The sequence below is a fragment of the Paenibacillus sp. FSL R10-2778 genome, from assembly GCF_038593035.1.
Classification (GTDB): Bacteria; Bacillota; Bacilli; order Paenibacillales; family Paenibacillaceae; genus Paenibacillus_AQ; species Paenibacillus_AQ odorifer.
Window position 1 is genome coordinate 1,594,693 of record NZ_CP151956.1, and the last position, 12,388, is coordinate 1,607,080.

A 12,388-nucleotide genomic window follows, 5' to 3' on the forward strand; every position below is an offset into this window, starting at 1 on the left:
GGAAAATCATATCTTTCACCATCAACTCAGTCGATTGATGATTATTTATCTATGGATGAACGAGTAGTCATAAATGATGATAACGATTTGAATTATGAAAAAGAAAGATACGCCATGAAAAAATGCATTCGGACAGATAACAATCCAAGTATACTGTGTTTCAACCATGCAGGTGAACCAGAACGGAGAGATTTTTTTGAAGAGCAATTCGAGTACTGTAGGTGACTAAGTGAAAAAATACACTTCTGGTTTTGAGGTTTATGAAAACCGGGATAAGTATGGCAATAGGAGAGGGAGGCAGGTTATCACCTAAATACAAACATAGGGATAGTTTGAATAGATTATCTAGAAAATGGTATTTTTATAAACGACAAGCCGGAGGAGGTTGACGGGAGATTTTGAGTTTATGGCTTTTTGGCCTCATTTTAATATGCTCTATCACGGACTGCTAGCCTTGAACTTCTGATAAACATAGTTCAGTAAGCTTTTTTTAGTAAAATACATTTTTTTATAAGAAGATCGATATGGGTTAAGGATATTAGTTTGTAGGAGGTAAACATGGCTATTATTAAAATATGGGGAAAGGAACTGGTTTGTAACTGTTGCAGTCAATCAGACTGGGATCACTCCAAAATTAGAGTAACTATATGTGATATTAGTAAGGGAGAAGAAGATTCAATACAATCTAGATATCTATTTAGTTGTACCACTTGCGGTATAGAGGTAATGTTTGGAAAAATATATGATTGGGAAAACAGTACTAGAAATATTGTAATTGAAGAAGAAAATTCAAGATAGTTAAGTGAAAGGCCACATAGGAGCGTAACAACTCCATGAGGCTTTTTAATTGTTTGCATGCCCAGAGGCATGCATAATCCAGTTCATTTCTAGGTTATTACATCCTATCGCGTCCATAACCTCAAAAAGCGACTTTTCTACTGGGAATTGCTTTTTTGATTGGTAGGATGTCTTTCATGAGGTAGAATCCCAAAGGTCCTGCAGGCAAAGCCCAGCCCGGAATGCAGTGAAACAGAGGTGGCGGAGATGTCGGGCGACCCACCTGAAAACTTAATTGTATATTTTGGCGATATTTATTTAATTTGAAGATTGCTACAAGTTTTTTTCGGTGTACAATTTTTTATGTCCCGATTTTCATCTGTTTTAATAATTACTACGCGTCCGTTTATATTGTCACTAAAATATATCGACATTTTAGTTATGGGCATTTTACCAATGAATGATTGTATCTCCTCAGAAGTAAGCTTGCTGTCTGAGTTTTTAATTACTAGGATGGAGAGATAGTTATAATATTTTGAGTTCTGGAGACTTTCTTTTTTGTAGATTGAAAATGGAAGATGATGATCTTTAATAATTCTTTCTATCGCTTGAATTTCATTTTTATAATTTGAATGGAACAACATTCGAATATCTTCTGATGCTGTATAGTAAGTGTTTGCAATGGCCGGAGTGAATAAGAGCATAGCAATAGCAATACTCGTATTTATAATAATTATTATTTTCCTTTCAGTTTTAATCCAAAGCGCTATAAATAGCAGGCAGGCAACCCCCACTAAAAAAGTATAAAGAGTCATCATGTATGAATTCTTTTCAATGAAAAAATATCCTCCATAAGATAGAACCTGAAAAAGAAGGACTCCAGCTGTATAAACAATTATGAAAGTTATAAATCCTATCAAGATATTTATTTTATTCTTATTCATTTTTCCTCCTATTGTGAAAACAACTTAAGGGAAATAGGAATCTTTTCTATAATACTAGACAATAAAAGGAATTGATTCAATATATTTCTGAACGAAGCTAAAAAAACTGTTTAGCATGATACATCGAGCAGTACATTACATTTCGAGAGTTCGTAACGGACGCATTTAAAGAGCTGGTGGAACTCCATGACTTTAAGGGCTTAGATTTCTCAGAGGTATACGATTCAGCTTTTACGGTAGAAAAAGAAGAAGATCAAAAACGTAATTACCAAGCAGTCCTTGATTTCATAGAGCGCAATAAGGGAATTGAAGTTTCATATGATGAGGCTCGTTTCCTTATGGAGCAGGGAAAGGCTGTTGCCAGCGGAAAATGGAGAATGCAACTGGATGAGATTGCTGAATTGTGGATAGCAGATCTGACACCAACTTTGGTTTATGACTGGGGACAGCCAAACTTTCTTGCGATTTTTTCGACGCCTTCATTCTTGAATACTATCAATAAAGATAACCGTCAAACAATAGAATATATGATATAATGACGTGGTTGTTGTAAGGTGCAATTTTAATATGAAAAATAGGATGGGCAATATGAAGGGTTATCTTTATAACGTGAATAAAAAAAGATTGATTATTATGGTTATCGGCAATGTATTTCTGGGCATGGGAATTAGTATTTTTAAGCTGTCCGGTATGGGGAATGATCCCTTTAGCGGCATGGTAATGGCACTTGCAGAGTGCGTGGGTATAACATATGCAAATTTTCTGATCTTGCTGAACCTGGTGTTGTTTGTAATCGAATTCATAACCGGACGAAGGTATATTGGCGCAGGGACTTTTGTAAACGCAATCTTTTTGGGGTATATCGCTACGTTCTTTCATAGTACTTGGCTATCTCTGTTAGGCGAACCTCAGCTGTTATGGCAGCGGGTGGTCGTCGTAGCGATTGGCGTGGTGGTATGCAGTTTTGGGGTATCCCTGTATCAGACATCGGCTGTGGGAGTCGCTCCTTACGACAGCCTGTCCCTGATAATGAGGGATAACGTCCCGAAAATATCTTATTTTTGGCACCGGATGTTTACGGATGCTCTTTGTGCTTTGATTTGCTTCCTGGCAGGAGGCGTTATAGGCTTAGGTACTCTAGTGTCCGCACTTGGTTTGGGACCCATTATTCATTTTTTTGATGTGAATTTTACGGAGAAGCTGCTGGCAAAAAAGCGTCCAAATTAAGAAAGGCGGGGCAGACCAATCTGCCCCGCCTTTACTGTAATTTGAAGGTCCATTTTTAATGAGTAAATGCACTCTTAATGTTATTTTTTTTATGAACATCTTCCGTGCCGCTATCCAAGGCGGTCTTGTAGTAGAAGCATTTATGGTCTATGACTTCCATCGTTTTTCTCAATTCTTCCATTTGTGCTTCTACAGAAGCTTTCCGCTCCAGGAACATATCATATCTCTGCTGCAAGGTGGAGTCCCCCTCAGAGCACCACTCAATGAAATGTTTTATTTCCTTAATCGGCATCCCGGATGACTTCAGGCATTCAATTACTTTTAAAGCGTCCATATCCGTTTCTTTGAAAATGCGTTTCCCGCTGGGGGTTCTTTCTATAAAAGGCAAAAGCCCCTCTTTGTCATAGTAACGCAGGGTATGTGATGTCATATTAAAATATTCTGCAACTTCACTAATGGAGTATGTCTTCATCATCTATCTCCAGTCTTAATTATATTTTATGCTTGACTTAGAGTTAACTTTAAGTAATAACATAGGTTTTGTAAAGTCGGCGTTACAGCTTTTTATATTAACTAGAAGAGAGGTTTCACTATGATAAAGGTTAATGCACGCGCTACATTCAATCAGGAAGGCCCGTTCAAGCTAACTACAATTGAACGCCGGAATCTGCAGCCGCACGATGTTCTTATTGAGATTAAATACGCTGGCATTTGCCACTCGGATATTCATACAGCCCGCGGGGAGTGGGGACCGGTTAAGTATCCACTTGTTCCAGGGCATGAGATCGCCGGTATTGTCAGCCAGGTCGGTTCCGAAGTTACAAAGTACGCAGTTGGCGATCGTGTAGGGGTAGGTTGTATGGTTGACTCCTGTGGAGAGTGCAGTAATTGCCAAAAAGGTGAGGAGCAGTATTGCCTGAGTGGAAATACGGGCACCTATGGAGCTATCGACCGGCATGGTCACTATACTCAGGGCGGATATTCCACGCACATCGTTGTAACAGAAGACTTCGTGGTCCGGATTCCTGACGCTATTCCGCTTGACGCGGCTGCCCCGCTTTTGTGTGCAGGAATCACCACCTATTCACCGCTGCGCCATTGGGGAGCCGCTCCTGGCAAAAAAGTAGCTGTAGTGGGTCTTGGCGGGCTTGGACACATGGCTGTGAAGATTGCTCATGCCATGGGAGCTGAGGTTACTGTGTTATCACAGTCACTGAAGAAGAAGGAAGACGGATTGCAATTAGGAGCGGATCATTATTATGCGACCAGCGATCCGGAGACATTTAAGCAGCTTGCCGGTTCATTCGATCTTATTGTGAATACAGTAAGCGCACAAATTAATATTGATGCTTATCTTTCACTTCTGGCATTGGATGGTACATTAGTCAATGTTGGTGCGCCCGCTGATCCATTGGCAGTTAACGTATTCTCGCTGATCGGCCACCGCCGTTCGTTTGCCGGATCGATGATTGGCGGAATCCGTGAAACGCAGGAAATGCTTAATTTCTGCGCTGAACATAATATTGCTTCTGAAATCGAGGTCATTTCTGCTGACCGGATTGATGAAGCTTGGGAGCGTGTGCTTGCTTCAGATGTCCGTTACCGGTTTGTCATCGACATCAGCACGATGGGGAACGAATAAGAGACGCCTTCATTCTTGACCTCGGTTCGTGGCCACAACCTCAAGAAATTCGATAACATAGCGGGAATTTGCTAAGGAGCTGGAAATCTCACGCAGTTATGTTTCGAGAAGAGAAAAAAGGCGTTGTTGCATACAGCAGCATATGTGTATAAATGCTAAATAGGCAGAGCAGTGCTTCTACCATTGGGGTAGGAGGACGGCTCTGCTTATTGTCGTTACTGCAATTGAATATTTTGGTTTGCTGATTCTGCCGTTTTTATGAAAAAGCTGATTCTTTAAAGGTTGGAATTTTTAAAAATCAGGTTGAAAAATGCTATTTTCCCTAATAGAAAATCATGACACAATAACAATAAAGCGCTTACTTCATTAAAATATCCCAAGTTCATGAAGACTCTATACCACTTTTTGAAAATATTTACGATATTAAAAGTCGTATCTGCTGGCCGAAATTTCGGATTCCAAGCAAAGGTTGAAATTATTAAAAAAGTTGGTACTAAACGTTTAACTCAATAACTTAAGGGGTCAAACGGTTAGACATATCTATGTAATTATGAAGGGGGAGAGGGAAATGAAAGTAGGTAAAGCATTCGGGGTAGGTATTCTTTCAACTGCACTAGCGTTAAGTGTCATTGGCTGCGCGAAAGACGAGACAAACACAGCAACCAAGGCATCTGATGCACCCAAAGCATCTGAGAACGCAACCTCCAAGCCTGAGGAGAAGGTCAAGATTATCTATTCGATGTGGGGAAGTGCGGAAGAAGGAAATGTAACCCAGGGAGTGGCGGATAAGTTTAATGCTTCTCAAGACAGAATTGAAGTAGAAGTACAAGCAATTCCTTGGGAAAACTACATGACTAAGCTGAATACAATGGCTACGGCAGGGCAATTGCCTGATACAGGGATGCTCAGAGAAGATGGGGTCGTTCAGTGGTCTACCCAAGGCATGCTGAATGATGTAAATACAATGTACGAAGGAAGCGACAGCAAACCACTGGATAGCTTAGCCTACAAATATCAAGGGAAAACCGTAGCCTACGCGGCTGCCAATGAAATCTTACTCCTCTATTACAACAAAGATATGTTCGACAAAGCCAATGTACCCTATCCCCCAGCCGCTTTAGACCAAGCGTGGACATGGGACGAATTTGTAACAACAGCAAAGAAGCTGACCCTTGATAAAAATGGTAAACATCCTGATGAGAGTGGCTTTAATGAGCAGAGTATCGTACAGTTTGGCGCATCCGTTGAAAACTTACCATGGCAGCTTGAGACCTGGGCGCTTGGTAATGGTGGAGGGTTCTATTCGGGTGATGGGACTGAGGTGAGAATTGGAGAAGACGCCAGTATAGAGGGAATTCAGAAGGTTGCAGATCTTTACTTGAAGGATCATGTTGCTCCGTTGTCTGTCGGACAGACTGATGATGGCATTCAACGAACCATCATCGCGGGAACTGTTGCCATGGCTACTAACGGTGCGTGGAACGTGGGAACTAGTCTGAATACGGCCAAGAATGAAGGCTTGAACTATGGCGTTGCAGTATTGCCTTACATGAAGGATAAGGTTACTCTCAACACGGGTGGCGCCAATGTCGTCTTCTCCCAGACTAAGCATCCAAAAGAAGGGATGGAATGGCTGAAATGGTACAACTCAGAAGAAAATAACTGGGGCCTCATTAGCTCGGGGATCTGGATGCCGACGCTGGAGAAGTGGTACACGGATGAGACCCTTACCCGTAAATGGGTCGAAAATCCTAACTTCCCTGTTTATGACGAATATAAATCTGCAGTAGTCGATTATGCGCAATCACCTGCTGTGAAGCCTGCAGCGTGGTTCTATACGAATCATACGACGGAGTTTAACACCTTGCTCGGGTCGGTTCTAGGGGATGTATGGACTGGAAAGACGACCGCTAAGGATGCTATTTCTAAAAATCTCGATGCGTTGAAAGCAGCCCATTCAGGCAATTAGTAAAGTTCGTAAAAGACTGGCCGCTGCCAAGCTCACACACGCGGCGGCCATATTATGATCTTCAGGTGGGGAGATAGAGATGGAAATGATTAATAAATCTCCGAAACGTCGTTCACGTATTCATGCAGGTGAGGCACGAGCCGCGTATATATTATTGATCCCTGCCTTCATTGGGCTGATCTTTTTAACGTATCTACCTCTTATTGGGGTGCTCGGGATCAGCTTAACGAATTGGACGGGACTTTCAGACCCCAAATTTGTTGGCTTCGAGAATTATATTAATCTATTTACCACTGATCCTTATATTAAAGATTCTATTATAGCTACGGTCTACTTTGCCGTCTTATCGGTAGTTGGAGGCATGATTTATTCACTTTTTATTGCGATGCTACTGAATCGTAAAATTCCGGCAAGAGGGTTTTTCCGAGCTGTGTTCTATGTACCGTACGTTTTGCCGGCAGCCGCAATATATGTAGGATGGTCCTGGTTATACGAAGCTAATTTTGGATTTTTTAACTTTATTCTCTCTGAGATGGGTTTGAACAAAGTTTCTTTTATCGCGGATTCCAGCTATGTCATTCCATCCCTATCCTTGATTTCGGTTTGGCTGTCAGGTAACTTAATTGTTATTTTCTTAGCTGGGCTGCAAAATGTTCCGGTCGTCTACCATGAAGCGGCTGAAATGGATGGTGCGAATGGATGGAAACGATTCTTGCATATCACTTTACCGTGCATGTCGCCCATTATCTTTTACAATTTGCTAATGAGCTTGATTGCCAATCTCCAAATTGTTACGCCGGCTCTTTCATTAACGAATGGCGGCCCGGGTAATTCTTCACGCTTTTTAACTTATCTGATGTATGATCAAGCTTTTGTAAATTATAAATTGGGGTATGCTTGTGCGACAACAGCCGTTATTTTTGTTATTCTTGCAGGCTTTACTGGTGTATTATTCAAAACCTCCAACCTATGGATCTTTAATGAAGGAGGCGATGACAAATGAGTGTAGCCTCATACGGAAGATTAAAGAGCAAAAAACGTAATAATCAATGGATGAACCTGATCTCGTTTGTCGTTGTTATTTTTTTTACTATACTCGTGCTCTTTCCAATCTGGTGGATATTTCGCACGTCGCTCATGTCGAATGCCGAGATATACCAATATCCGCCTTCACTGCTGCCAGGAAATTGGTTGTTTTCAAACTATGCAGAAACGCTAGAGATCTTTAAGTTTTGGAAATATTTATGGAACACTATGATTATTATTGTACCCGCCTGTTTGGCAGGAACCTTTACAGCGACTTTATGCGGTTATGCCTTTGCAAGACTGCGTTTTCGGGGCAAAAAATTGATTTGGGCTCTTTGTGTCGGTTCGATGCTTCTACCTGCCATGGTTACACTTATTCCGCTATATATTGGGTGGACGAGAGGCTTAGGAATTCATGACAGCTATCTGCCGTTGATTTTGCCTTATTTCTGTGGTGGCGGGGCTTTTAATATCTTTTTGATTAGGCAGTTTATCATGTCTATACCGAGAGAGCTTGATCAAGCAGCAACGATCGATGGCGCTGGATATTACCGCATTTTGTTCAGCATTATTATGCCGGCCATTAAATCTGCGATGATCGTCGTCGCATTATTTATCTTTATCGGTTTATGGAATGATCTACTTCAACAGATGATTTACATAAACTCAAGCGATAAGTATACGATAGCCTTGGGACTAACCGCCTTTAGAGGCCAACTAAAGCAGGACTGGTCGCTGACGATGGCGGCTACGTGTATGTCCTTTGCGCCGGGTGTCATTTTTTATCTGATTGGTCAAAAATATTTCGTAGAAGGAATCACGTTGACGGGACTGAAAAATTAGCTTCAATGGCTAAAGATAGCGCACTGTAATCTGCTCTGAAGTATTAATGGGGGCACCTTTCTGCTAAGGCTTAAGTTCCGAGCCCGGCGGTATAAGGTGCCCTTTATTTGTGCTGTAAAAGCTTCTACAGATTATGAATAAAGTTATATAGGTTTGCTGGGACGAGTCCTCTCTTTGAATTGGAACGTCCATACAAACTCCTCGAAGATTAGTTTTATTTATGTACTTCGTATTTTAAGTTCAGAAAATGAAATGTCAATTGCAGTTTGAGACGAATATCACCGTTGCTTAAGTCTAATTGGAAAAGCTCCCGGATCCTGTTGATACGATAGAACAAAGTGTTTCTATGGATAAAAAGAGCTTTTGCCGCAAGAGCTGGAGTATCCACATACTGAAGATAGGCTTCAAGGGTAGGCAGCAAACTTGTTTTGTGGGTATGGTCATAAGCAATAAGCTTCTGAATAACCGGATGACAGAAATCAGCAAGATCATGATGTTCAGATATGATTTTTCCAATATGCTCACAGAGATAGTCCTCATACACATAGATTGACTTGTTAAAGTCAAGTTGGAGTCCTAAGTCGATGGCAGCCAGACATTGTTTGTAATATTTTCGCAAAAAATTTAATTGACTGAAGGAGTCACTCATTGAAGCAGTCAGACTATTTACTTGCAGAAACTCCAGAATCCGTTCTTCTTTAGTAATTATTTCGTGGGATGAATCGGTGAGAGAGATTAGAAATACAATGCGCCCTTGAAAAACGATCCAACGGTTGTTTGGCAGGAATTGACTTAGATGCTGCGCGACCAGTTGAACTTTTCCCTCAAAAAAACCGTTGTTTTGGTCAATTAAGGTCAACACACGCAAGTTAGAGGACAGCGGCCACTCCATATGAGCCAAGCGCATTGCAATGACATTAGCATCATAGAGATCACCAGTAAGGAGTTCGGTAAGCAGAAAGCTATGAACCATTCCTTGATTGGATTTATAGAAATCACTCTTCTGCAATTCTACCGAAACCAGTTCGCAAAGAAATTTTACTAGTTCAAAATCAATATCAGTAAATTCACGATCAAGCTCCATAACACTAACCTGTGCAAATTCTATACCGTGGACGTACACAAAAGCTGTAATCCAACCGTTCTTGGTCTCGGGATCACGAGAGTAATAAGGAAAAAGAGCCATCCGGGTCCGCTCGTATAAATTGGATTTCTTCATGCTTTGAATATTTCGGTCAAGGACATAACCTAAGTGTCTCTGTTGTTCAATATCAGGTCGGCTGGGAATAGGTGCTTGACACATAGCAAGTAATTTATAGCCAGCATCAACAATGATAACCGGATTACCAAAGATGCGGGTGGCTTCATTCGTCATGTGCTGCAATCCTTTGTTGGAGTTAAGTGCGGAGATAAGCGTGTGCATATGCTCAATAAGCCGATTCTCATGAGCAAGGATAGTAGAGATTTTCTCTGAAAGATCAAGCAAATCCAGTTCATTTGGCAGAAGGGTAAGGCAAGTATAAGAATCAACAGATGCGTCACAATCCTGAATACAGAAAAATGGGGTGTCTGTTGGAAAGTCCCTTGGTATATCTGAAAGCTTGCCTAAATAGGCAGTGTCAGTCTTGAATACGGAGCAGGGTCGCAGGATAGCAAATTCGTTAATCTCTTTGGTTTGTAATGCCTCTTCCGGCCAGGCAAGACAACAGTCGCTAAGTTTTCTGATGATCTTTTGAAGATTCACGAGAACAGCCTCCAATAGCACTAGGAACCTTTGTGCAATTTTACAAAACTTTGCTGAAATAACCGATCACGATTAAGTTGCAGCACATGGGAGATAACGCTCTCATTATATATACTGAATTTATCACATGCAGCAATAAATGACACTTTAGCTTGAAAATGTGTGATGAGCTGTATTCAACAAGGAGGGATTGTATTGGAATTACGTGAAGAAATTTATGCGAAGCTGGTGGAAAGAGCTTCGCCTTTATTCGGGAAGAAGCCGGAGGAATTGTCGGAAAGTCTTTCATTTACGAGTGATTTACAGGCAAAATCTGTGCATTTTTCGCAGATCACTACTTTCTTGGAGGACGCTTTTAATGTTGAAATTCCATATATGAAATTTCGCCGGAAACAAACCATCGCTGAGGCTGTTGATTATGTGCTGGAAATTTGCGAGAACGGATAAGGAGAAGGACAATGAACAAATTTTTTACAAAGAAAGAAATGTTTCAGGGCGAAGAGCTTGAGAGTATTTACCGTGTGGCCCGTCGGCCTGTTGATAAAGAGCAGGATATTGATCTTTCTGCAAGTGAAAATCCAATGGATGCAATGGGACAAGGTTTCTGTCCTCCCTTCAACCAAAGAACATACATTGCGGGTGAAGGCGTGATCTGTCAGCAAGACGTACCCGTTAAAATGCGTGACGGGGTAACTATCTATTGTGATATATATATGCCGGAAAACCGAATAGACAAGATTCCTGCACTAGTTTCCTGGAGTTTTTTCGGGAAAAGGCCAGGAGAAGGAATGAGTGAGTGGCAGATTATGGGCGTTCCTCCGCAGACCGTATCCAAACTCGCAAAGTTCGAGTCTCCGGACCCTATGTATTGGTGCCGAATGGGTTACGCCGTTGCCAACGTTGATACTCGCGGTGCAGGTCATTCCGAAGGTGATGTAAGCATGTTCAGTCGTCAGGATTGTGAGGATGGCTATGATTTTATCGAATGGCTGGGTGTTCAATACTGGTGTAATGGTCGAGTGGGTATGGGAGGAAACTCTGGTGTAGCCATGACCCAGTATCGTGTAGCAGCTTATCAACCTCCCCATCTCGCCTGTATAGCCCCGTGGGAAGGCACGACTGATGTGTACAGGGAAGCAATTTATGAAGGGGGCATCCCAGCACTTAGCTTCAATGAATTCATCGCAGCTTCGGTTACGGGGAATGGCGGTGTCGATGATCAAGTGGCTATGGCACGGAAATATCCTTTAATGAACGGTTACTGGCGTGACAAAATTCCTGATTTCAGCAAGATTACGATTCCGTGTTACTGTACCGCCGGCTGGAGTCATTTTCATCTGCGTGGTTCAATTCAGGGCTATCGTAAAATTAAGACGAAGCAGAAATGGCTGCGCGTACATCGCGATTTTGAATGGGCAGATGCTTATGATCCTTACAATCTTGAGGACCTGAAGCGCTTCTATGACCGCTACCTGAAAGACATTCATAATGGCTGGGAATTAACCCCCCGTGTCCGGCTTGATGTTATGGATGCTTTCGATTGTGATTACCAGGTACAGCGCAAGGAAAAAGGATTTCCTCTGGAGCGAACTCAATATACACGTTACTACCTGGATGCGGCCAGCATGAGCATGCAAGAAGGTTCTGTTTCTGCCGCATCCGAAGTAACTTACGACTCGGCCAGTGGAGAAGCAATGTTTGATATGGAGTTTAAAGAGGATACTGAGCTGACCGGTTATATGTTTTTACGGCTTTATGTTGAAGCAGCCGGGCATGACGACATGGATCTTTTCATTAATATTCAGAAGGCTGATGGAGAGGGCAATTGGATTCCCTGGCATGTACTGGATGAGCCGCATCCCGGAGCATGGGGTAAGATTCGTGTTTCGCACAGAGAGCTTGATTCAAAGCTTAGTACCCACTATCAGCCTGTGCTTTCTCACGAACGTGAGCTGAAGCTCACTGGGGGAGAGGTAGTTCCGGTGGATATCGAAATTGTGCCTTCCAGCCGGATCTGGCATAAAGGTGAGAAACTGCGGGTGCAGGTGGCAGGCCGCTATATCCGGGAGGGATGGTTCGAGCCTCTAGCGTGGGACACAGACAATAAGGGCAGACACATCATTCGCACTGGCGGGGAATATCAATCCTTCCTTCAGGTACCGGTAATTCCGCCACGTTATCAATCTGGTGAATATATCTACCGTTAGATATGGAGG

General features: G+C 42.2%; 12 protein-coding genes. 9 read left to right on the forward strand and 3 right to left on the reverse strand.

Features of this window, described 5'->3' with window-relative positions; genetic code table 11:
- The first annotated feature begins 558 nt into the window (after positions 1 to 558).
- On the forward strand, positions 559 to 798 hold the full coding sequence (locus NST40_RS06975; protein ID WP_076218377.1) for a hypothetical protein: 240 nt from the start codon (positions 559 to 561) through the stop codon (positions 796 to 798).
- 293 nt (positions 799 to 1,091) lie between these two features.
- Here NST40_RS06975 and NST40_RS06980 read toward each other — a convergent pair whose 3' ends face one another.
- Positions 1,092 to 1,721 carry a hypothetical protein gene (locus NST40_RS06980; protein WP_342410541.1) on the reverse strand — a complete coding sequence of 210 codons (630 nt, stop codon included), beginning with the start codon at positions 1,719 to 1,721 and terminating at the stop codon, positions 1,092 to 1,094.
- A 176-nt stretch (positions 1,722 to 1,897) separates the two neighbouring features.
- Here NST40_RS06980 and NST40_RS06985 point away from each other — a divergent pair, with 176 nt between their 5' ends.
- The gene (locus NST40_RS06985; protein WP_076218375.1) at positions 1,898 to 2,257 is read left to right on the forward strand and encodes a hypothetical protein; all 360 of its coding nucleotides are present in this window, start codon (positions 1,898 to 1,900) and stop codon (positions 2,255 to 2,257) included.
- A 31-nt stretch (positions 2,258 to 2,288) separates the two neighbouring features.
- Positions 2,289 to 2,948 carry a hypothetical protein gene (locus NST40_RS06990; protein WP_256718976.1) on the forward strand — a complete coding sequence of 220 codons (660 nt, stop codon included), beginning with the start codon at positions 2,289 to 2,291 and terminating at the stop codon, positions 2,946 to 2,948.
- 55 nt (positions 2,949 to 3,003) lie between these two features.
- On the opposite strand, the gene NST40_RS06995 is transcribed toward NST40_RS06990, so the two are convergent.
- A complete protein-coding gene (locus tag NST40_RS06995; RefSeq protein WP_076218374.1) occupies positions 3,004 to 3,420 on the reverse strand; it encodes a MerR family transcriptional regulator in 417 nt (138 codons plus the stop codon).
- Between the two features lie 120 nt (positions 3,421 to 3,540).
- Here NST40_RS06995 and NST40_RS07000 point away from each other — a divergent pair, with 120 nt between their 5' ends.
- From NST40_RS07000 to NST40_RS07015, 4 genes are all read left to right on the forward strand, one after another.
- On the forward strand, positions 3,541 to 4,590 hold the full coding sequence (locus NST40_RS07000; protein ID WP_076218373.1) for an NAD(P)-dependent alcohol dehydrogenase: 1,050 nt from the start codon (positions 3,541 to 3,543) through the stop codon (positions 4,588 to 4,590).
- A gap of 568 nt (positions 4,591 to 5,158) precedes the next feature.
- Entirely contained in the window at positions 5,159 to 6,559 is a 1,401-nt protein-coding gene (locus NST40_RS07005) for a sugar ABC transporter substrate-binding protein (RefSeq protein WP_342410542.1), read from the forward strand.
- An 85-nt stretch (positions 6,560 to 6,644) separates the two neighbouring features.
- Positions 6,645 to 7,562 (forward strand): sugar ABC transporter permease, encoded by a 918-nt coding sequence (locus NST40_RS07010; protein WP_248547752.1) that lies wholly within the window; start codon positions 6,645 to 6,647, stop codon positions 7,560 to 7,562.
- A complete protein-coding gene (locus tag NST40_RS07015; protein WP_076125340.1) occupies positions 7,559 to 8,428 on the forward strand; it encodes a carbohydrate ABC transporter permease in 870 nt (289 codons plus the stop codon). The genes NST40_RS07010 and NST40_RS07015 overlap by 4 nt, the downstream gene beginning before the upstream one ends.
- A 214-nt stretch (positions 8,429 to 8,642) precedes the next feature.
- Here NST40_RS07015 and NST40_RS07020 read toward each other — a convergent pair whose 3' ends face one another.
- A complete protein-coding gene (locus tag NST40_RS07020; RefSeq protein WP_076218371.1) occupies positions 8,643 to 10,172 on the reverse strand; it encodes a helix-turn-helix domain-containing protein in 1,530 nt (509 codons plus the stop codon).
- A 195-nt stretch (positions 10,173 to 10,367) separates the two neighbouring features.
- Here NST40_RS07020 and NST40_RS07025 point away from each other — a divergent pair, with 195 nt between their 5' ends.
- Both NST40_RS07025 and NST40_RS07030 read left to right on the forward strand, forming a co-directional pair.
- Entirely contained in the window at positions 10,368 to 10,619 is a 252-nt protein-coding gene (locus NST40_RS07025) for a hypothetical protein (protein ID WP_076125336.1), read from the forward strand.
- Between the two features lie 11 nt (positions 10,620 to 10,630).
- Entirely contained in the window at positions 10,631 to 12,379 is a 1,749-nt protein-coding gene (locus NST40_RS07030) for a CocE/NonD family hydrolase (protein ID WP_076218369.1), read from the forward strand.
- Positions 12,380 to 12,388 lie beyond the last annotated feature (9 nt).